This is a genomic window from Corynebacterium sp., assembly GCF_052107835.1.
GTDB lineage: Bacteria > Actinomycetota > Actinomycetes > Mycobacteriales > Mycobacteriaceae > Corynebacterium.
In genome coordinates this window covers 1-20,467 of sequence record NZ_JBQEDF010000043.1, presented here as the reverse complement: position 1 = coordinate 20,467, position 20,467 = coordinate 1, and the positions used below count along the sequence as shown (strand labels likewise).

Genomic DNA, 20,467 nt, shown 5'->3' with positions numbered 1-20,467 from the left:
CCCCCATCCCCGACTTTCGCACCCCGGGGATGGGGGTTTCTTGCATATCCCCAGATCGGCGCCGATGTTGCCGCGCCTGCGGTGCGAAAGTCCCCCGGCACCCGTCGCCGTGGGCAGGGTCAGTCTGGAGGCCCGGCGGGGTGGTAGACTCGCGGGGTGGTTTCCGAGGACAACAATGCACGTCACAGTGGTAGGACCAGTGGTCAACCCGCCTCAGGACAGGGGCAGGGCAATGGCCGCAACCGCCGTCGGGGGCGTGGTAAAGGTCGCAACCGTGACCACGCCAGGCGTCCCGCGCGCACGAACCTGGACCGTAACCTGTCCTTCCCGCCCTCACTCCCCGTCTCCGAGCGGCGCGACGAGATCATGGAGGCGATCCGCGACAACCAGGTCGTGATCGTCGCCGGGGAGACGGGCTCGGGCAAGACCACGCAGCTGCCGAAGATGTGCCTCCAGCTCGGGCGGGGCGCGCGTGGCCGCATCGGTCACACTCAGCCCCGGCGCATCGCCGCCCGCAGCGTGGCCGACCGTATCGCTGACGAGCTCGGTGAGAAGGTCGCCGAGCCCGGCGGCCGTGTGGGCTACAAGATCCGCTTCGACGACCATGTCAGTGACTCCACCGCCGTGAAGCTGATGACGGACGGAATCCTGCTCGCTGAGATCCAGCGTGACCGTCTCCTCAGGGGCTACGACACAATCATCGTTGACGAGGCCCACGAACGCAGCCTGAACATCGACTTCCTGCTCGGTTACCTGCGCGAACTCCTGCCACGGCGCCCCGACCTCAAGGTGATCATCACCTCGGCGACGATCGACCCGGAGTCCTTCGCCCGGCACTTCGCCGACGCCGACGGCAACCCGGCCCCCGTCGTCGAGGTGTCGGGGCGGACCTACCCCGTCGAGGTGCGGTACCGGCCGCTGACCCGCATCGACGACAACGGCGGCAAGCCCCGGGAGATCGAGACCAACCCACTCGACGGTCTGCTCGACGCCGCCCGCGAGCTCATCAACGAAGGCCCCGGGGACATCCTCTGCTTCTTCTCCGGTGAGCGCGAGATCCGCGACGCCGCCGACGCGCTCAACGACCAGAAGTGGCGCGGGGTGGACGTCCTGCCGCTGTTCGGACGGCTGTCCGCCGCCGAGCAGCACCGCGTCTTCTCCCCCGGCGCCCGGCGCCGGATCATCCTGGCGACGAACATCGCCGAGACCTCGCTGACCGTCCCGGGCATCAAGTACGTCATCGATTCCGGCTACGCACGGATATCCCGCTACTCGCACAGGACCAAGGTCCAGCGGCTGCCGGTCGAGGAGATCAGCCAGGCGTCCGCCCGGCAGCGGTCCGGACGCTGCGGGCGCACGTCCGACGGCATCGCCGTGCGCCTGTACTCCGAGGAGAACTACGAGGCCCGGCCCGAATTCACCGACCCGGAGATCCTGCGTACCCACCTGGCCAGCGTGATCCTGTCGATGACCGCACTCGGACTCGGGAGCATCGAGGACTTCCCGTTTCTGCAGCCGCCGGACTCCAAGTCCGTCCGCGACGGTGTGCAGCTGCTCCGGGAACTCGGGGCGCTCGACGACGGCCAGATGCTCACGGACATCGGCCGTGACATGGCCCGCATCCCGACTGACCCACGCCTGGCTCGGATGCTCTCCGCCGCGCACGAACGCAACGTGCTGGAGCAGGTGACGGTGATCGTGAGTTCGCTGAGCATCCAGGACGTCCGCGAACGCCCGCTGGAGCACCAGGCGCGGGCCGACCAACTGCACGCCCGGTTCAAGGCGGACTCCGACTTCATCTCGGTACTGAAGCTGTGGAACTACCTGCAGGATTCCCGTCGTGATCTGTCCGGCAACAAGTTCCGCCAGCTCTGCCGTTCCGAGTTCATCCATTACGTCCGTGTTCTCGAGTGGATGGACCTGGTCAGGCAACTGCTCACGGTGATCCAGGACCTTCGCTGGAGCATCCCCAACATCCGGCACTTCCGGGACTTCCACTTCGACCTGGGAACTGAGAAGCAGCCCGCCCCCGACGAAGTGAACGTGCACAAGGCACTGCTCTCCGGTCTGCTGACCAATGTGGGGATGCGCCAGGGGAACTCACGGCAGTTCACAGGCACCCGGAACAGCACCTTCGTCGTCCACCCCTCCTCCCACCTCTCCCGCAAGCCGCCCCAGTGGGTTATGGCCGCGGAACTGGTGGAGACATCCCAGGTGTTCGCCCGCACCGTCGCCCCGCTGGTGCCCGAGTGGATCGAGGAAGTCGCACCGCACATGATGCGGTACTCCTACGCGGAACCGCACTGGTCCAGCAAGCGCGGTGCGGCGATGGCCCACGAGAAGGCGATGATGCTGGGACTCCCGGTGATCGCCGACCGGCGTGTGAATCTGTCGAGAACCGACCCGGAGACTGCCCGCGAGATGTTCATCAGGCATGCCCTGGTCGAGGGTGACTGGCACACGAACCACCGGTTCTTCAGGGCCAACCAGGAAATGCTGGAGGAGGCGTCCCACCTGGAGGACAAGGCGAGGCGCCGCGACATCGTCGTCGACGATGACACCCTCTACGACTTCTACGACGCCAGGATCCCGGAGTCGGTGGTCTCCGCGCGGCACTTCGATTCCTGGTGGAAGAAGGCCAGACGGACCGACCCCGACCAGCTCAACTTCTCCGCCGATGCCCTGATCGGTTCGGACGGCGGCGCGGCGGAGGCCCGCGAGTTCCCCGACACATGGCGCCAGGGCGCGGTGGAGTTCGACCTGGAGTACGTGTTCAGCCCCGGAGACCCCGCCGACGGCATCACGATGAGGATCCCGCTCCCCATGCTGGCCAGTGTCGATGACACCGACACCAGGTGGCTGGTCTCGGGTCTCCGCGAGGACCTGTGTGTGGCACTGATCCGCTCGCTGCCCAAGGCGCTTCGGACCTCCGTCGTTCCCGCAGGCGAGTTCGCCCGTGCCGCTCTCGCCCGGATGACCCCGTACGACGGTCCGGTGGACCGGGCGCTCGCGGATGCGCTCCGGTCCCTCGGTGGTACCGGGATTGGCGCGGACGATTTCGACTGGGGACGTGTCCCCGACCATCTCCGCATGACATACGCCGCCGTCGACCGCCGGGGCGAGAATGTGTCCACGTCCAAGGACCTGCAGGCTCTCCAGCGGGACCTCGCCGGCGAGATCACCCAGTCCATCGCGGCGGCCACGGCCCGGTCCACCGGAACACAGCGGCACGGCGCAGCCCCGGCGAAGAGTGGGGAGGGACGCCAAGGTGGACGCCGCACCCGCGAACCCTCGGGTTTGCCAGGCTCCGCCGGCATTCTGGCCAGGGCCGATACCTGGACCTCGGAGAGTATCGGGACCATTCCCGAGTCGGTGGAGACCGTCGTCGACGGACAGCCCACCTCGGCCTATCCCGCCCTCGTGGTCACCGGCGAGGACGAGGCAGGGGCGGGCGTGGCTCTCACAGCCTTCCCGACCCCCCAGGCGGCGGCGGGCCAGCAGTTCACCACGGTGCTGTCGATGATGCTGAAGGCATGCACGGTGTCGACGAAACAGATGGTCAAGGGTCTTCCGTTGCGTCAGCGTGTGGCCGTGGACACGTACCCGCACGGTGGGGCCGAGGCCCTCGTCGAGGACTGCCGCGTGCTGGCGTGCCGTGATCTGCTGGGCCGGTACGGTCCGGTCATCCGGGATCCCGACCGGTGCACGGACGCGGTGGCGGCCGCCAGGGACAATGGTCCCGGACTGGTCCGCCAGATCCTGGTTGCGGTCGCTCCCTCGGTGCTGTCGGTCTCCGACATGACCTCGGAACTGGAGTCCTGGAGCGGCGAGGGAATCGCGGACATGAAGAAGCAGCTGGAGTTCTACCTCGGCCCGCACCGGGTCGCGGCGAACGGCGTCGCCAATCTCCGGCACGTGCCGCGGTACGTGGCGGCGATGCAGGCGCGCCTGGAGTTGATGGAATCCGATCCCGACCGCGAGGCCGAACTCGACTCGGTGGTACGCGGCTCCCTGGAGGAGGTCGAGCAGACAAGGAAACGTCTTCCATCGGCACGTGCCGCGTCCCCCCAGCTCAAGGATGTCGAGTGGCTCATTGAGGAGCTGCGGGTCTCGCTCTTCGCGCAGCACCTGGGCACGTCCCGCCCGGCGAGCGCGACGAGGGTCAGGAAGGCACTGGACAAGATCCGGTGACAGCGCGAGGGCAGGAGTCAGCGGACTACTCGGGGTCGCTGCCCTCTCCCGCAGCGTCCTCGGCCTGCTCCTGCAGCAGCCTGATCTCCCGGTCGAAGTCATCGGCGGAGCGGAAGGACTTGTAGACCGATGCGAAGCGGAGGTAGGCCACCTCGTTGAGTTTCCGCAGCGGTTCCAGGATCGCCAGGCCGATATCGTCCGCGGCGACCTGGGAGCCGTGGTTCGCCCGGATCGACTGCTCGACGTCGTGCGCGAGCAGTTTCAGCGCGTCCGCGGAGACATCGAGTCCTTGGCAGGCCCGCCCCACTCCGCGGATCACCTTCTCCCGCCGGAACTCCTCGGTCACGCCGTTTCGCTTGGTGACGAGAAGAACAGAGCGCTCCAGTGTGGTGAAACGGGTTCCGCAGGAGCTGCACTCACGGCGCCGGCGAATGGCCGCGCCCGCTTCAACGGTCCGGGAGTCAACGACCCGGGACTCCTCGGAACGACAGGCTGGGCAGAGCACGACGGGCTCCCTCCGACTTCAGGACGATTATTACGACCCTGTCATCGTATCCCGTCAGTACACCGGCAGAACAACCTCGTGGCTGGTGGCCGCGTCCCCCTCGGACCCGAAGTCTGACACATCGTTCAGCGAGGCGATCCTGGCCACCGCATCACCGACCGGCACATCCGGAACGTGCTGGCGTGCGATGTCGGAGAGACTCTGGTCCCCTCCGACCGTGACAACGGTGGTGCCGGCGGGCGTCGGGGTCTGCTCGGTGCCGCCACCGACCGCCGGGGACACGCCCAGCATGACGGCGATCATTCCCAGCGCCACCAGCGTGGCCCCCGGTGAACCGATCACCAGCGAGGCGCGCCGCATAATCCTCGTCCAGATCGGCGCTGCATCGAACGGGCGTTCCACGGACTTCGCTATACGGGAACGCCTTGCCCGGTCGGCGCTGGCGGGAACCCGGACCGATCCACTGCCCCACGTGTTCGATCGTGGCTCCAGTGTGGTGTCGGCCCAGTCGGGGCGGACGTGGAGCGGCTGACGCGTGATGGTACGGGAACGGGGGGACGCTACTGTAGTCATGACGACCTCTTTCTCGGAATCTTCACCGGACATCCGGCCTCTGCTGAACCCCATCAGATCACTGGGTCCGGACACGGCCTTCACCGACGCACTCGATCATCGCCCATATGTTCGATGTTGTGGTTCTGTTCGATAACCTAGCACGGGTGTTCGATGCTGTCCACAGTTATCCCGGGTTTTTCGAACATGGTGATGAAATATGTCCGCCTGTTGCTGTATGGTCGTGCTAACGACCGAAACACCGGGTCGGGACAACGAGAGCAGGAGTGGGTCGCAATGCCAGAGAAGCAGCAGTCCCCCGTCGACGCCGTGGCGCGGGGGCCACAGGAGAAGCAGGACGTACCGGGGAAGCGCCGGAGCCGCACCGCACCGGCCGTCCCCACCGACGCGAAGGGGCGCGAGAAGCTGTCCGACCGTCAGCGCCGGATCATGGACGTGATCAAGGACGCAACCCGCTTCCGGGGCTACCCACCGAGCATCCGGGAGATCTGCGACGCAGTCGGCCTCAACTCGACGTCCTCGGTCTCCTACCACCTCCGCGAGCTCGAGCGGAAGGGCTACCTGCGACGTGAGGACAACAAGCCCCGCGCCGTCGACATCCGCGATTTCGAGGATGAGCCGGACACCCGCCCCGGGCCGAAGCCCGCCGCATCACAGCCGGAAACTCCGGAGGGCATGCCGGCCCCATCCTTCGTCCCCGTCGTGGGCCAGATCGCCGCTGGCTCCCCCATCCTCGCCGAAGAGCATGTCGAGGCCCACTTCCCCCTTCCCCAGGAGCTGGTCGGCAGTGGTGAACTGTTCCTGCTCCAGGTCGTCGGCGAGTCAATGCAGGACGCCGGAATCTTCAACGGCGACTGGGTCGTCGTACGCTCCCAGAAGGTCGCCGAGCTCGGGGACTTCGTGGCCGCGATGATCGACGGAGAAGCAACCGTCAAGGAGTTCCAGCAGGACTCCTCCGGCGTCTGGCTGATCCCCCACAACGACCTCTTCGAGCCCATCGCCGGAGACAACGCCGACATCCTGGGCAGGGTCGTCGCTGTGCTCCGCAAGATCTGACCGGCCCACCCTCCCCCTCCCCTGGAGGGGCAACGGGGACCGTGCCCGGATCAGCGGCCGATGACCGCCGCAGCGGCAGCCCGGGCCTCCTCGGCGCCGTCGGCGTCCAGGGCCGCCGCCGACATTTCCCGGCAGGTCGCGAAATCAACCTCGCCGAGCTGGGCCCCTACAGCCGCCAAGGCCGGGGTCGCCGCCGACAGCGACGTCACACCAAGGCCCGCGAGCACACAGGCGAGCAACGGATCAGCCGCAGCCTCGCCACAGACACCCACCGCCGTCTTCGTCACAGCACCCGCACGACACGTCGTGTGGACCAGATGGAGCACCGCAGGCTGCCACGGATCCGTCAAGTGCGCCAGCGACGCCGACAACCGGTCGGCCGCCATCGTGTACTGCGTCAGATCATTCGTCCCGATCGACACGAAATCCAGGTGCGGCATGATCTTCTCCGCCATCAGGGCCGCCGCCGGCACCTCGATCATCGCCCCCGCGGTCAACCCCCTGTCATGGCACAGCTTGGCGAACCACTGGGCCTCATAGACCGTCGCAACCATCGGTGCCATCACCCACGTCTGCACCGTCGACTGATCACGGCCCGTCTTCTCCAGGGCCAGCGCAACACCGTCCAACTGGCGTTCAAGCAACTCCTGGTTGTTCCGGGCGATGCGCAGTCCCCGCACACCCAGTGCCGGATTCTCCTCCTCGTCAGCGTTCACGAACGGAACGGGCTTGTCCGACCCCGCATCCAAGGTACGGACAACCACCTTGCCGTCCGGGAAAGCCCCGAGCACCGCAGCGTACCGCTCCGCCTGCTCCTCGACCGAGGGCTCCGTGGTCTCACTCAGGAAACTCAGCTCCGTACGGAACAGGCCGATACCCTCCGCCACCGAGTCAGCGGCCTGACGCGCGGCCTCCCCATCCTGCACATTCGCCAGCAACTGCACCCGGTGACCGTCCGCCGTCTCGGCCGGGCCCTTCCAGCCACGGACCTTCTCCGCCAGTGCTGCAGCATCGGCGACACGCCGCTCGACATCCTCCCTGGCGACACCGGTCTCGATCGTTCCACCGGCCGCGTCAACAAGCACCTCCGTACCGCCGACGATGGAGTCGAGACCGGAACCGACCGCCACAATGCAGGGAATGTCGAGCTGGCGGGCAATGATCGCGGTATGGCTGGTCGCCCCGCCCTTCTCGGTGACCACGGCGACGATCAGCTCCGGATCGAGCGTCGCCGTATCCGCCGGGGCGAGATCATCGGCGAACAGCACGTGCGGCGACTCCACCTCGGGGATCCCCGGCTCGGGATCACCCCGGAGTTCCGCGATGACGCGGTCGCGCACATCCATCAGGTCGGTGACACGCTCCGCCATCAGACCGCCGGCCTTGAGGAACATCTCCACGAAGTCATCCGTCGCCTGACGCACCGCGTACTGGTTGGTCTGCCCCGCATTGACCGCCTTGCGCACCTTCTTCGCCCATGCCCGGTCCCTGGCGATCGCCACCGTCGCCTCCAGGACCTGCCGTGCGTTCCCCTCCACGGTCCCGGCCCGGTCGGACAGGCGTCCGGCGACGGCGTCCACGGCAGCGCCGAACGCCTCGAACTCCGCCTCCCGGCGGTCCTCCGGCACCGTCTCGTCGGGGCCCGGGAGCTCGGGCCGTTCGGTCACCCACGTCACCGGCGCGAAAACAGCGCCGGGAACGACGGATTTCCCGGTCAGGACGGTCACATTCTGCTCTGTGTCTGCCATGGTGTCAGATCTCCCACAGTCGGTCGGTAATGGTCAGCTGAGTCACGACCCACAATACCCCCAACAATCACCGCCACCCCCGGGGTTCCACCTCATCCGCCCCACCCCCACCGCCGCACACCCTAGACTGTGGTGCATGAACTCAGAGGAGCGCCGGAGGCAGATAGCCTCATTGACCGCAGTCAACGGCCGGGTCACCGTCGTCGAGCTCGCCGAGCGGTTCGACGTCACACCGGAGACCATCCGTCGTGACCTCACCGTCCTCGACAATGACGGTGCCCTGCACCGGGTCCACGGCGGTGCCGTCCCCACCAACACCTTCCAGACCCGCGAGACCCCCATCGAACTGCGGAGCACGACCTCCACCGAGGCCAAGATCAGGATCGGGAGGGCCGCCGTGGACCTGCTCCCCACCTCCGGCACGGTGTTCTTCGACGCAGGCACCACCACCGCAATGCTCGCCCACGCCATCGCGGAGGCCGGGAACCCGGACAACAACCCGTACCGCAACCTGACCGTCCTGACGAACTTCCTCCCCCTGGCGGTCCGGCTCTCCGCCGCGGGCCTCCACGACGTCCAGTTGCTGGGCGGGCATATCCGGCCGATCACCCAGGCCGTCGTCGGCGACATCGCACTGCGGACGATCGGTGTCCACCACGCCGACATCGCCTTCATCGGCACCAACGCGCTGTCGATGGACCACGGCCTGTCCACCGCCGACGCCGAGGAAGCCGCCATGAAACGGGCGATGATCGCGAATGCGGACCGCATCATCGCAATGTGCGACTCCACCAAATTCGGACGTGACTACCTGGTCAGTTTCGCGAGCGTCCCGGAGATCGACGTCCTGGTCACCGACGAGGGTGCCCCCGCCCAGTACCTGGACGCCTTCGCCGCGGAGGACGTCACCATCGTGCGTGCATGACATCAGTTATCCTGTCAGGGCAGTACCTGAACCACCCATCAACAACAGACCGAAGGACCTAGAACATGGCCTCCACCACCGTCACCGTCGGATCGACCGTCGGGCTCCACGCCCGCCCCGCCACCATCATCGCGGAAGCCGCGGCCAACTACGACGACGAGATCCTGCTCTCCGTCCCCGGCGAGGACGACGAGGATCCATCGGACGCCTCGTCCTCCCTGATGATCATGGCACTGGGCGCCGAGCACGGTGACGAGGTCACCGTCACCTCCGACAACGCCGAGGCCGTCGACGCGATCGCCGCCCTGATCACCAGGAACCTCGACGACGAATGAGTCAGTTCCGCAGGTAGTAGTCGCGCACCGAGAACTCGCGGCCCTCGCCGACGTTCTCGTACAACCAGCGCAGCAGCGGGTAGCCCACGATGATGCCGACCGATCCCCAGGCGATCCCCTCCAGTTCCAGGTCCCCCAGATGGAGGGTGAGGTTGCCGATTCCGGCGACCAGGGCGACCGCCGCGGCGGTGAGGTTGACCGGGTTCGTGAGATTGACCTTGTTGTCCTGCCAGATCCGGATGCCCAGCAGCCCGATCATCCCGTAGAGGACCATCGTCGCCCCGCCCAGGACCCCTTCCGGGATCGTGTTGATCACGGCACCGAACTTCGGGACGAAGGCCAGCAGGACCGCGGTGAACGCGGCCACCCAGTAGGCGGCGGTGGAGTAGACCTTCGTCGCGGCCATCACGCCGATGTTCTCCGCGTAGGTGGTTGTTCCCGATCCGCCGAACCCGCCGGCGAGGGTCGTGGCTATTCCGTCGCCGATCAGGGCCGGGCCCGCCTCACCGTCCAGGTTCCTCCCGGTCATCCCTGCCACGGCCTTGACGTGGCCCACGTTCTCGGCGATCAGCACCACCACCACCGGAAGCGTCAGCAGGATCGCGCTGGCCTGGAACTCCGGGGTGTCGAACCGGGGCAGACCGAACCAGGACGCCTCACCGATGACCTCGCTCGCGTCATCGCCGATATTGCCGGTGACCACGGCGAAGACCCATCCGATGACGACGCCGATGAGGATGCCCAGACGTCCCACCATCCCGCGTCCCGCGACGGTGACGAGCAGCACGGCGAACAGCGTCACCGCAGCGACCAGGGGTTGGGCCGCGAAGTTGTCCGTCGCCGTGGGCGCGAGGTTCAGACCGATCAGGGCGACGATCGCACCAGTGACCGCCGGGGGCATGACCGCGTCAAGTACACGTCGTCCCGCGGCCTTCACGACCACGCCGACCACGATGAGCACCACACCGGCGACCAGGACGCCGCCGAGCTGCGCGGCGAACCCCTGCGCCTGGGTCGCGGTGAGCGGCGCGATGAAGGCGAAGGAGCTCCCCAGGTACGACGGCACCCGGTTCCTAATCACCAGCAGGAAGATGATCGTGCCCAGACCGGAGAACAGCAGGGTCGTGTTCACCGGGAACCCCGTCAACGCCGGAACCAGCAGGGTGGCGCCGAACATGGCGATCACATGCTGCATGCCGATGCCGATGGTGCGTGGCCAGGTCAGCCGCTCCTCCGGGGCGACAACCGCACCCGGGCTGACAGTTTTGCCGTCCCCGTGCAGCCGCCAGCCGAAGAGGTGGCCGTTGTGCGGGGTGTCCCCCGTGTTCTCCGTGTTGTCCGTCATCCGGGTGATCCTATTCCGCCACGCGGAATGCGGCGAGTTCGGCGGCGATGACACCGGGCAGCCTGACCTCCATACGCGTCCCGTCCTCGGTGTAGTCCTCGCTCAGGACGGTCCCGTACTGGTGCAGCCGGGCCACGACATCACCGCGGCTGAACGGCACCTGCACCACGATGTGGTCGTCCAGCGAGTTCAGGAAGATCTCCAGCCGGCTCTCCAGTTCGCCGACGCCCTCACCGGTGGCCGCGGAGACGAAGATCACGTCGTCCAGCTTGCTGCGCAGCTCCGCGAGCACCAGTGGATCGGCGGCGTCGACCTTGTTGACCACCAGGATCTCGGGTGGCGCGTCCTCGCCGGTCTCCTCGGCGATCTCGCCGATGACCTTGTTCACCGCCTGGATCTGCTCCATCGGGAAGGGGTCGGAACCGTCGACCACGTGCAGGACGACGTCCGCGGCCATCACCTCCTCCAGGGTGGACCGGAACGCCTCGACCAACTGGGTGGGCAGGAAGCGGATGAAGCCGACGGTGTCGGAGAACACCACGGTGCGGCCGTCACGCAGCTCGGCGCGCCTGGTCGTCGGATCCAGGGTCGCGAACAGCGCGTCCTCCACGAGCACCCCGGCGCCCGTCAACGCGTTGAGCAGCGAGGACTTTCCTGCGTTGGTGTAGCCCGCGATCGCGACCTGGGCGATCGCCGAGGCATCGCGCCGCTGCCGCTTGGTGTCGCGGGACTTCTTCATCCCCTGGATCTCCCGGCGCAGCCGGGCCATCTCGCTGCGCAGACGCCGGCGGTCGGCCTCGATCTTGGTCTCACCGGGACCGCGCAGACCCACGCCACCGTTGGACCCCGCCCGTCCACCGGCCTGCCGGGACAGCGCACCGCCCCAGCCGCGGACACGGGTGATCAGGTACTCCAGCTGGGCGAGCGCGACCTGCGCCTTGCCCTCCTTGGACTTGGCGTGCTGGGCGAAGATGTCGAGGATCAGCATTGTCCGGTCGATCACCTTGACGTCGAGCGCCTTCTCCAGCGCGATCATCTGGCCGGGACTGAGCTCACCGTCGGCGACCACCGTGTCCGCGTTGGTCTCCACCACGACCTGGCGGAGCTCCTCGACCTTGCCGGAGCCGATGTAGGTTCCCGCGTCCGGCTTGTCCCGTCGTTGGTACAGGGTCTCGGCGACCTCCGAGCCGGCGGTCTCCGCCAGCGCGGCGAGCTCGTCGAGACGCGCCTCGATCTGCCCGAGGGTGCCCGAGGTCCAGACCCCGACGAGCACGACTTTCTCCAGCCGGAGTTTGCGGTACTCGACGTCGTACCCATCGTCCTGTTCGGTGGAGTGGACGTTGGTCCCGCGGTTGAGTCGGCGGAGACTCGAGCGCTGCTCCAGGTCCATGTCGCCGACGGTTGTCAGATCTTGTTCTGTCATCACCCTCCATCTTTCCACGTCGTGTCCCAGAGAGTAGGATCGCATCCATGATTCCGGAACTCAGGAGTGTCGGTCTGAACTTCACACGCTGGCAGGACGCCCTGGAAGCGGCCTACGGCTCGGGGGCGCTGCGGGTGACCGGGGAGGTGCGTGACGGTCAGGTGCTGCAGTACGACGACCCCAGCGGAGCCCGCCTGGTGATCCTCGCGGTACCCCCGTACGGGTCCTTCGCCAGCTTCAGCGGAGGGGTCGACACCAGTGCACACCTGTCCATGGCCGACGACATCGTGGGGGTCCTCGACATCGTCGCCGACTCCCCGCTGCTGCAGGTCCGCGCCGAGGGAGCGCCCGTGATCGCATCGGTGACCGCCACCGTCGCCCAGGGGCCGATGCTCTCCGAGGAGGGCGCGCTGGAGTACCAGCCCGTGCAGATCGCCGCTCTGGCCGCCGATGTCGGCGTGTACCAGACCCGGGACGACGCCGCCCGTGCCGGGATCCTCCGGGTCGGGTCGGTGGAGTCCACCGGGCTGTCCGACCTGAACTCCGGGGCGGTCGCCCCCCACGCGGGCGCGACCGTCGCCGTCGAGGTCGTGCACGCCGAACGTCGGATGACGGCGCTGACGGGGCAGGCATTCTGGGTCTGCACCGTCAGCGCCCCCTTCGACTTCAGCATCGTCGTCCCCGACAGTGACGACGGCATTGGCTCCACCGGTGCCACGGAGATCGTTCCGGGCACCATCATCGCCGGTGACGTACAGTTCACCGCCACATCGGTCGATCCCGCATCCTGTTCGACGGGCGGATGCGGATGCGGGTCAGGAGGCTGCGGAGGATCCTGTGGCTAGCGCGTCGACGCGGGGTTCCCGGAGTCCCCTGTCCACGGGTGCGTTGCTGATCCTCACCGGCCTTGTCCTGGTGCTGGTCGTGTCCGTCCTCCTGGCACGGGCACTGGGGACGGTGGGCGTACTTCTCTCCGTCGGGCTGATCCTCGTCGTCGTGTTCGTTGTGCTCCGCCGGGACTCGAGCCGTGAGGTCGAGTCACTGCGGCGCTCGGTCTCCCTCTCCGCGGCGGACATCGCCACGGTGCTCGATGAGTGGCACGACTTCCGCCACTCCTCCTCGCCCGAGTACGTCAGGGACCGTGACATGCACCGTCCCAGCCTGCTCAACCCCCGTTCGCGGATTCCCAGCGTGGCACGGTTCCATGAGGCCGCGGACGCCTGCGACCGCTTCCTCCGGCACCTGCCGGACCACGCGGAGTCGCTCAACGACGTCTCCTCGCTGACCGAGCTGCTGCACGAGACGGACCAGCGCGCCGTCGGGCTGCACCGCATGTGGGAGCGTGCCCGCCGCGATGCGGCGGTGTCACGCCGTCACTGACCGAGGATCTCCTCGGTGCCGACCCTGCTCGAGTAGACCAGCCGGGACGGGCCCCGCAGAACGGCCTCCCGGCCGGAGCCGGACGCACCCTCGACACTGTCGACGCCATCGACGGTGACCTCGACCGCTCCGCCGGGAATCACCACCCGCACCGTCCCGAACGCCGGGTCACCGGCGGCCTCCAGGGCCGCGACGGCGGCCGCGACCGTCCCCGTCCCACAGGACAACGTCTCCCCCACACCCCGTTCGTGCACCCGCATGTGCACGGTGCCGTCGTCCAGCGGGGTGACCAGTTCCAGGTTCACGCCGTCGGGGAACACACCTTCGTCCCAGGTGGGCCGCCGCGTCACGTCCAGGCCCGCCAGGTCCCCCTCCGAGAGGCCGGGGACGACGCACGCCAGGTGCGGGTTGCCCATGTCCACGGCGACGCCGTCGTAGGACGTCCCCTCCAGGGTGGCGGTGGACCGGCCGAACATCCGCGGCACACCCATCGCGACACTGACGTCGGCGTCGGTCCGGTCGGCGGAGTGGATCTCCACCTCGCGCCGACCTGCCCGCGTACCGACGGCGATGGTGGATTCGCCGGTCAGGGTGAGGGCACGCAGTGCGTGTGCGAACACGCGCACACCGTTTCCGCACATCTCCGCGACGGAACCGTCGGCATTGCGGTAGTCCATGAACCAGTCCTCCGCGTCCACACCCCCGGGCAGGGAGTCCAGGACGCCGCGCCCGACCAGCACACCGGCGGTCGCGATGCGGATCACACCGTCCCCGCCGATCCCCCTGTGCCGGTCGGCGAGGGCGCGGACCAGGTCGGGGGTGAGGTCGAGCGAGGCATCGAGGTCGGGGACGACCACGAAATCATTGCCCGTACCGTGTCCTTTGAGGAAGTCGACTTCTGCCATGGGGACGATCCTAGTCCCCTGACGTGTCCGACGTGCGTGCACCGCCGACTGCGGCGACCACCTGCGACGCCACGTCCGGGGCCGAGGCGTCGAACCACCGGATCCTGGGGTCACGGCGGAACCAGGCCCGCTGGCGCCGGGCGTACCGCCGGGTGCCGGCCACCGTCCGCTCCACCGCCTCGTCGTAGGTGATCTCACCGGCGAGGTAGTCCAGGACCTGTGCGTAGCCGATGGCCTTCCCCGCCGTGGAATCGCGTCGCAGCCCCTTCCCCACCAAAGACCGCACCTCGTCGACCAGTCCACCGGCGAACATCCGCGCCACCCGCAGTTCGAGGCGCGGGGTGAGCCACCCGGCGTCCGCCGCCAGACCGATGATCTGTGTCCCCCACCGGGTCGGACGGTCCTTCGGGGGCTGCGACGCGGCGAAGGGCTTCCCCGTCAGCTCGATGACCTCCAGAGCACGGACCGTCCGGCGGTGGTCACGGGGCTGGATCACCCGGGCGGCGTCCGGGTCCTTCCCGGCGAGGACACCGTGGAGGTCCTCCACGCCGACGCGGGCCAGTTCAGCCTCCCACCGCGCACGCACCGCAGGGTCCGTCGGTGGGAGGTCCCACTCGTCCAGCAGGGCCTGGAGGTACATCATCGACCCGCCGACGATCACCGGGGTGCGTCCGCGCCCCCGGATGCCCTCCACGTCGGTGACGGCGGAGTCGCGGTAGGCCGCGACGGAGGCGGCGTCCGTGACGTCCAGGACGTCGAACTGGTGGTGGATGATCCCGCGGCGCTGCTCGACCGGCAGCTTCGCCGTCCCGATGTCCATCCCGGCGTAGAGCTGCATGGAGTCGATGTTGACGACCTCGCCGTCGAAGGCCTCCGCCAGCGCCAGGGCGGTCTCCGACTTCCCGGAGCCGGTCGGCCCGACCACTGCGACGGGGCGGGGAGGACGGGGCTCGCTCATACCGCCCGATACTACCGGGCGGGTGACTGGGCCACGTCCCCGGGCACCACGGACGTGCAGGTCTGCCATAATGTCAGTCAGAGGAAACTACTGACCGTGAGGACCACCGATGAATGTACCGAAGCCGGGGCCACGTCCGGGATCACCCGCCGTGTCCCGTCCAGTGCACGCCCCCGCCGCCCAGACCCCCGACTACAGCGACCCCTCCGTGGTCGCGGAGTACGGCCGGATCGATGAGGACGGCACGGTCTGGCTCGCCACACCCGGGGGTCCGGGGACCGAACGCCGGATCGGCGAGTGGAAGGCCGGCACGCCCGAGGAGGGCCTCGTGCACTTCGGACGCCGCTACACTGACCTGGCCACCGAGGTCGAACTGCTGGCAGCCCGCCTGGACTCCCACCCGGAGGAGGTGGGACGCATCCGTGGTGACGCCGTCCGTCTGCGCGACGGCCTGGACTCTGCAGGGGTGCTCGGGGACATCGATGCCCTGCACCGGCGCCTGTCAGGAATCCTGGACCGCACCGGCGACGTCGAGGCCCGGGGCATGGACCGCCGTGGGGAACTGGTTGCGGACGCCGAGCGGATCGCCGAGTCCGGGAGCGACTGGAAGGCGGACGGCGACCGCCTGCGGGCGATCGTCGACGAGTGGAAGACCATCGGGGGCGGCGACCGGGCCACCAACGACGCCCTGTGGAAGCGCATCCGCACCGCACGCGAGGAGTTCAACCGCCGTCGGGGATCCCATTTCGCCGACCTGGACAAGCAGCGCGGGGCGGTCAAGCGCCACAAGGAGGACATCATCTCCCGCGCCGAGGCGATCCAGGATTCCACGGACTGGAACGAGACCGCCCGCGCGTACCGTGACCTGATGGCTGAGTGGAAGGGCGCCGGCCGCGCCCACCGTGCCGAGGACGACCGGTTGTGGGCCAGGTTCCGCGCCGCACAGGACCACTTCTTCGGCGCCAGGGACGAGGACAACCGGCGAAGGGACGCGGAGTTCGAGGTCAATGCCGAGGCGAAGCAGAAACTGCTGGACGAGTACGACGGACGCATCGATCCTGCCACGGACCTGGACCGCGCCCGGGAGCTGCTGCGGGAACTCCAGGGGAAGTGGGACGAACTCGGTTTCGTCCCCCGCGCGAGGGTCAGGGAGTTCGACGAGAAGATCGGGGCTCTCGAGAGTCGCGTGAGCGACTTCGCCGAGGAGCAGTGGCGCCGCACCGACCCCGAGGCCGAGGCCCGGGTCGCCCAGTTCCGGGCGAAGGTCGACCAGCTCAGGACGGCTGCCCAGGACGCAGAGGATTCAGGCAGGCAGAAGAAGGCCGCCGAGTTGCGGGAGCAGGCCGAGCAGTGGGCGCAGTGGGCCGAGACCGCCGCCGAGGCAGCCCAGGGCTAGAAGACCGCCCCGGGTATCACTCTGCCGTGCCCGGATCGCTGTCTGACTCAGGGCCCTTCTTCCGGGCCTCCCGGCGGGCGCGCGCCTTATCCCGGCGGTCGTCGACGATGTCCGCGTTCTCGATCGCGGGGAGCCCGGTACGCAGCACGAGCTGCTCCGAACGGGTCTTCTCGTCCAGGTCGGCTTCGTCGCGCCGGCGGGACGCGATCGCCTTCTGCACCGCCCCGCGGCGCAGCAGTCGGGTGCACAGCGTCACGAAGACCACCAGCATCCCGATGAACCCCATCACCAGTCCGAAACTCGGGCCGTCGCCCGGCTCCGTCGGCGGGCGGGACTGCCTCATCCCGATCGCGAGCACGGAGTAGAACCAGCCGATGCCGGCGAGTCCCCAGTTGACCCAGGCCACCAGGGATGAGCGGGAGAAGACCGTGCCGAAGGTCAGCAGCACGCCGCCGACCAGGGCCAACCATATGTAGACCCGCTCCGGCAGCGTCGTGATGAACTCCTGCGCCCGGTCGGTGTACAGCAGGACGTCGTATCCGTGGACCTGGCCGGAGTGCGGCATGAACAGTGCCACCAGCACCAGGAGCGCACCGCACACCAGGACCGGCAGGGACGTGCCGAGCACGATCGTGCCGGAGGCGGACTTCTCCGCTTTCGCCAGGTCTCCCCCGGCCGCGTCCTGCAGTTCCTCGACGTGCCGGTCAATCGCCTCGGCCCGTCGACGGTTCACCTCGGCGACCTCAGCAGAGGATGTCCTGGCGACGTTCTTTCCCGCAGCCTTACTCACAACCGCAACCTCCATTCGTCGTACAGCATGCCCCTGTCTGCTCCGTCTGGCCAATCCGGGCGTCCGTCCCCGCCGGCCGACCGATGCCGGGCAGCCCCAGGCCGACCCCGGAACCACCCGCGGGCCCGGTGGTCGGCACGGAACCGGCCTCGGACATGTCACCGGCACGCGTGCGCCGGTGCAGGTGGACCCCGGAGTCCGCGAGCATGAAGTGCGGCGCGGATCCGGTCACCGTGACCTCCACGACATCACCGGGACGCACCGCGGTGTCCCCGGGTGCGAAGTGGACGAGCCGTCCGTCGCGGGCCCGGCCGGACATCCGCTTCGTCGCCGCGTTCTTGCGTCCTCCCCCGTCCTGGACGAGGAGCTCCACCCGGCGTCCCACCTGCTTCGCATTCTCCTCGGCGCTGATGCGCTCCTGGAGCTCGGTCAGCCGCTCGTAACGGTCCTGGACGACGGCCTTGGGTATCTGCTCCGTCATCGACGCCGCCGGTGTCCCCGGACGCGGCGAGTACTGGAAAGTGTAGGCACTGGCGAAGCGGGACTCCTCGACCACCCGCAGGGTCTCCTGGAAATCCTCCTCGGTCTCACCGGGGAAACCGACGATGAGGTCCGTGGTGATCGCCGCGTCCGGCAACTGCGTCCGGACCGTCTCGAGAATGCCCAGGAACTTCCTCGAACGGTAGGAGCGGCGCATCGCCTTGAGGACCCGGTCCGAGCCGGACTGCAGCGGCATGTGCAGCTGGGGGCACACCGCCGGGGTCTCCGCCATGGCGTCGATGACGTCGTCGGTGAACTCGGCGGGATGCGGGCTGGTGAACCGGAGGCGCTCCAGCCCCCCGATCTCGCCGCAGGCCCGCAGCAGCTTCGAGAAGGCGCTGCGGTCGCGATCCAGCGAGGGGTCGGAGAAGTTCACCCCGTAGGCGTTCACGTTCTGGCCGAGCAGGGTCACCTCACTCACCCCCTGATCGACGAGCGCCGTCACCTCCGCGAGGACGTCACCGGGCCGACGGTCCTGCTCCGCGCCCCGCAGGGACGGCACGATGCAGAACGTGCAGGTGTTGTTGCAGCCCACCGAGACACTGACCCAGCCGGCGTAGGCGGACTCCCGCTTCGCCGGCAGGACGGACGGGAACTGCTCGAGGGAGTCCAGGATCTCCACCTCGGCGCGGCGGTTGTGGGCGCTGCGCGAGAGCAGGGTCGGCAACGATCCCATGTTGTGCGTACCGAAGACCACGTCCACCCAGGGCGCACGGTCGACCACGGCGTCCTTGTCCTTCTGCGCCATGCAGCCGCCGACGGCGATCTGCATGCCGGGATGCGCGTCCTTGACCTGCTTGAGCTGGCCGAGGGTGCCGTAGAGACGGTTGTCGGCGTTCTCCCGGACCGCGCATGTGTTGAAGACGACGACGTCGGGGACGGATCCGTCCACACCGTCGGAGTCCTTCGGCACGTAGCCGGAGTCCTCCAGCAGCCCCGAGAGTCGCTCGGAGTCGTGGACGTTCATCTGGCAGCCGAAGGTACGCACCTCGTAGGTACGGGGGCCGGTACGGCGGTCAGGCCGGGTCAGTTCTGCAGTGTCTCGGGTTTCAACCACGATCCCCGAGTGTAGTCGAGGGCCCCCCACCTGCCGAATCACTGTTTTCACACAATCGTAACGTGATCCGGTCCACTCCGGTGACCCCATTGCGGAGGATCTAACACTAGACTTTGCCTATGACAGTTCCAGAGAATGCCAACAACATGATCGAGTTGAACGGGGTGAACAAGTACTTCGGGGACTTCCAGGCCCTGACGGACATCAACCTCCAGATCCCCTCCGGCCAGGTCGTCGTGGTACTCGGGCCCTCCGGTTCCGGTAAATCCACGCTCTGCCGCACCATCAACCGCCTGGAGACCATCGACACCGGCGACATCAGCATCGACGGTGAGCTCCTCCCCGAGGAAGGCAAGGACCTCGCCCGCCTCCGGTCCGAGGTGGGAATGGTCTTCCAGTCCTTCAACCTCTTCAGCCACAAGACCATCCGGGACAACATCACGCTGGCCCCGATGAAGGTCCGTAGGTCCTCGAAGGCCGACGCCGACAAGGCCGCCGACCGACTTCTCGACCGGGTCGGCATCGCCGTGCAGGCCGACAAGTACCCCGCCCAGCTCTCCGGCGGACAGCAGCAGCGCGTGGCCATCGCCCGCGCGCTGGCCATGGAGCCCAAGGTCATGCTCTTCGACGAGCCGACCTCCGCCCTGGACCCGGAGATGATCAACGAGGTCCTCGACGTGATGGCGGACCTCGCCGCCGGCGGCATGACCATGGTCGTCGTCACCCACGAGATGGGCTTCGCCCGGAAGGCCGCCGACCGGATCCTGTTCATGGCCGACGGTGCCATCGTCGAGGACTCCGACCCGGAGACGTTCTTCACCAACCCCACCTCGGACCGTGCCAAGGACTTCCTGGCCAAGATCCACGGCCACTAGGAGGTGATCGGCATGAGCACCAACACAAAGACACCGCGTGCCGGTGGACGAACCGGCCTGCTGAAACGCGTGACGGCTGCCGTCGTCGTGGCCGCCGGGGCAATCAGCCTGGCGTCCTGCGGCAGCACCGAGCCCCGCTCGCTCCTCAGCGACATCGAGAACGGCAGCGTGATCCTGGGCACCAAGTACGACCAGCCGGGCCTGGGCGAACGCACCCCGGACAAGGAGTTCACGGGACTGGACGTCGATGTCTCGGAGTTCGTCGTGTCCTACATCGCCGAGAAGAACGGCTGGGACATGCCGGACATCGAATGGCGCGAAACCCCGTCCGCCCAGCGTGAGCAGCTCATCAGCAACGGCGAGGTCAACATGATCGCCGCCAGTTACTCGATCAACGCCGGACGTCTCGACGCCGTCGACTTCGCCGGCCCCTACATGGTCACCCACCAGGGACTGCTGATCGAG

18 protein-coding genes are annotated in these 20,467 nt (G+C 68.0%); 9 read left to right on the top strand and 9 right to left on the bottom strand.

Annotation, left to right across the window (positions count from 1 at the left end):
• The first annotated feature begins 156 nt into the window (after nt 1-156).
• Complete coding sequence (gene hrpA / locus ACTIL2_RS10945) at nt 157-4,191, top strand: ATP-dependent RNA helicase HrpA (RefSeq protein ID WP_442337499.1); 4,035 nt, start codon at nt 157-159, stop codon at nt 4,189-4,191.
• A 25-nt stretch (nt 4,192-4,216) separates the two neighbouring features.
• Here hrpA and nrdR read toward each other — a convergent pair whose 3' ends face one another.
• On the bottom strand, nt 4,217-4,696 hold the full coding sequence (gene nrdR, locus ACTIL2_RS10940; protein WP_442337498.1) for a transcriptional regulator NrdR: 480 nt from the start codon (nt 4,694-4,696) through the stop codon (nt 4,217-4,219).
• A gap of 54 nt (nt 4,697-4,750) precedes the next feature.
• Nucleotides 4,751-5,098: a hypothetical protein gene (locus tag ACTIL2_RS10935; protein WP_442337497.1), complete on the bottom strand. Its 348-nt coding sequence runs from the start codon at nt 5,096-5,098 to the stop codon at nt 4,751-4,753.
• A 600-nt stretch (nt 5,099-5,698) separates the two neighbouring features.
• On the opposite strand from ACTIL2_RS10935, the gene lexA reads away from it, so the two are divergent.
• The gene (gene lexA / locus ACTIL2_RS10930; protein ID WP_442337510.1) at nt 5,699-6,325 is read left to right on the top strand and encodes a transcriptional repressor LexA; all 627 of its coding nucleotides are present in this window, start codon (nt 5,699-5,701) and stop codon (nt 6,323-6,325) included.
• 50 nt (nt 6,326-6,375) lie between these two features.
• Here lexA and ptsP read toward each other — a convergent pair whose 3' ends face one another.
• Nucleotides 6,376-8,073: a phosphoenolpyruvate--protein phosphotransferase gene (gene ptsP / locus ACTIL2_RS10925; protein WP_442337496.1), complete on the bottom strand. Its 1,698-nt coding sequence runs from the start codon at nt 8,071-8,073 to the stop codon at nt 6,376-6,378.
• A 136-nt stretch (nt 8,074-8,209) separates the two neighbouring features.
• Between ptsP and ACTIL2_RS10920 the strand changes: the two genes are divergently transcribed.
• Entirely contained in the window at nt 8,210-8,998 is a 789-nt protein-coding gene (locus tag ACTIL2_RS10920) for a DeoR/GlpR family DNA-binding transcription regulator (RefSeq protein WP_442337495.1), read from the top strand.
• A gap of 65 nt (nt 8,999-9,063) precedes the next feature.
• On the top strand, nt 9,064-9,333 hold the full coding sequence (locus ACTIL2_RS10915) for an HPr family phosphocarrier protein (RefSeq protein WP_442337494.1): 270 nt from the start codon (nt 9,064-9,066) through the stop codon (nt 9,331-9,333).
• Nucleotide 9,334: 1 nt separating this feature from the next.
• Here the strand turns inward: ACTIL2_RS10915 and ACTIL2_RS10910 are convergent, their stop codons facing one another.
• Nucleotides 9,335-10,678 carry a uracil-xanthine permease family protein gene (locus tag ACTIL2_RS10910; protein WP_442337493.1) on the bottom strand — a complete coding sequence of 448 codons (1,344 nt, stop codon included), beginning with the start codon at nt 10,676-10,678 and terminating at the stop codon, nt 9,335-9,337.
• A 10-nt stretch (nt 10,679-10,688) separates the two neighbouring features.
• A complete protein-coding gene (hflX, locus tag ACTIL2_RS10905; RefSeq protein WP_442337492.1) occupies nt 10,689-12,101 on the bottom strand; it encodes a GTPase HflX in 1,413 nt (470 codons plus the stop codon).
• A gap of 47 nt (nt 12,102-12,148) precedes the next feature.
• On the opposite strand from hflX, the gene ACTIL2_RS10900 reads away from it, so the two are divergent.
• Both ACTIL2_RS10900 and ACTIL2_RS10895 read left to right on the top strand, forming a co-directional pair.
• The gene (locus ACTIL2_RS10900) at nt 12,149-12,946 is read left to right on the top strand and encodes a hypothetical protein (RefSeq protein WP_442337491.1); all 798 of its coding nucleotides are present in this window, start codon (nt 12,149-12,151) and stop codon (nt 12,944-12,946) included.
• Complete coding sequence (locus ACTIL2_RS10895) at nt 12,939-13,481, top strand: hypothetical protein (protein WP_442337490.1); 543 nt, start codon at nt 12,939-12,941, stop codon at nt 13,479-13,481. Before ACTIL2_RS10900 ends, ACTIL2_RS10895 begins: the two co-directional genes overlap by 8 nt.
• Here ACTIL2_RS10895 and dapF read toward each other — a convergent pair.
• Nucleotides 13,475-14,386 carry a diaminopimelate epimerase gene (gene dapF / locus ACTIL2_RS10890; RefSeq protein WP_442337489.1) on the bottom strand — a complete coding sequence of 304 codons (912 nt, stop codon included), beginning with the start codon at nt 14,384-14,386 and terminating at the stop codon, nt 13,475-13,477. The genes ACTIL2_RS10895 and dapF overlap by 7 nt on opposite strands.
• A gap of 10 nt (nt 14,387-14,396) precedes the next feature.
• Entirely contained in the window at nt 14,397-15,344 is a 948-nt protein-coding gene (gene miaA, locus ACTIL2_RS10885) for a tRNA (adenosine(37)-N6)-dimethylallyltransferase MiaA (RefSeq protein ID WP_442337488.1), read from the bottom strand.
• 109 nt (nt 15,345-15,453) lie between these two features.
• Between miaA and ACTIL2_RS10880 the strand changes: the two genes are divergently transcribed.
• A complete protein-coding gene (locus ACTIL2_RS10880; protein WP_442337487.1) occupies nt 15,454-16,740 on the top strand; it encodes a DUF349 domain-containing protein in 1,287 nt (428 codons plus the stop codon).
• A gap of 16 nt (nt 16,741-16,756) precedes the next feature.
• On the opposite strand, the gene ACTIL2_RS10875 is transcribed toward ACTIL2_RS10880, so the two are convergent.
• Together ACTIL2_RS10875 and miaB are read right to left on the bottom strand one after the other, a co-directional pair.
• Nucleotides 16,757-17,530, bottom strand: coding sequence for an Rv2732c family membrane protein (locus ACTIL2_RS10875; RefSeq protein ID WP_442337486.1), 774 nt, complete (start codon nt 17,528-17,530; stop codon nt 16,757-16,759).
• Nucleotides 17,523-19,100 (bottom strand): tRNA (N6-isopentenyl adenosine(37)-C2)-methylthiotransferase MiaB, encoded by a 1,578-nt coding sequence (gene miaB / locus ACTIL2_RS10870; RefSeq protein ID WP_442337509.1) that lies wholly within the window; start codon nt 19,098-19,100, stop codon nt 17,523-17,525. Before miaB ends, ACTIL2_RS10875 begins: the two co-directional genes overlap by 8 nt.
• Before the next feature lie 173 nt (nt 19,101-19,273).
• On the opposite strand from miaB, the gene ACTIL2_RS10865 reads away from it, so the two are divergent.
• Together ACTIL2_RS10865 and ACTIL2_RS10860 are read left to right on the top strand one after the other, a co-directional pair.
• Complete coding sequence (locus ACTIL2_RS10865) at nt 19,274-20,002, top strand: amino acid ABC transporter ATP-binding protein (RefSeq protein ID WP_442337508.1); 729 nt, start codon at nt 19,274-19,276, stop codon at nt 20,000-20,002.
• A 12-nt stretch (nt 20,003-20,014) separates the two neighbouring features.
• Nucleotides 20,015-20,467, top strand: a 453-nt coding sequence (locus tag ACTIL2_RS10860) for a transporter substrate-binding domain-containing protein (RefSeq protein ID WP_442337485.1), incomplete at its 3' end; no start/stop codon positions are given.

Excerpts from the sequence above, each read along its gene's own strand:
- lexA (WP_442337510.1), top strand. The coding sequence starts at position 5,699 with ATGGACGTGATCAAGGACGCAACCCGCTTCCGGGGCTACCCACCGAGC.
- ptsP (WP_442337496.1), bottom strand. The coding sequence starts at position 8,073 with ATGGCAGACACAGAGCAGAATGTGACCGTCCTGACCGGGAAATCCGTC.
- ACTIL2_RS10920 (WP_442337495.1), top strand. The coding sequence starts at position 8,210 with ATGAACTCAGAGGAGCGCCGGAGGCAGATAGCCTCATTGACCGCAGTC.
- ACTIL2_RS10915 (WP_442337494.1), top strand. The coding sequence starts at position 9,064 with ATGGCCTCCACCACCGTCACCGTCGGATCGACCGTCGGGCTCCACGCC.
- ACTIL2_RS10910 (WP_442337493.1), bottom strand. The coding sequence starts at position 10,678 with ATGACGGACAACACGGAGAACACGGGGGACACCCCGCACAACGGCCAC.
- hflX (WP_442337492.1), bottom strand. The coding sequence starts at position 12,101 with ATGACAGAACAAGATCTGACAACCGTCGGCGACATGGACCTGGAGCAG.
- ACTIL2_RS10900 (WP_442337491.1), top strand. The coding sequence starts at position 12,149 with ATGATTCCGGAACTCAGGAGTGTCGGTCTGAACTTCACACGCTGGCAG.
- dapF (WP_442337489.1), bottom strand. The coding sequence starts at position 14,386 with ATGGCAGAAGTCGACTTCCTCAAAGGACACGGTACGGGCAATGATTTC.
- miaA (WP_442337488.1), bottom strand. The coding sequence starts at position 15,344 with ATGAGCGAGCCCCGTCCTCCCCGCCCCGTCGCAGTGGTCGGGCCGACC.
- ACTIL2_RS10880 (WP_442337487.1), top strand. The coding sequence starts at position 15,454 with ATGAATGTACCGAAGCCGGGGCCACGTCCGGGATCACCCGCCGTGTCC.
- ACTIL2_RS10865 (WP_442337508.1), top strand. The coding sequence starts at position 19,274 with ATGATCGAGTTGAACGGGGTGAACAAGTACTTCGGGGACTTCCAGGCC.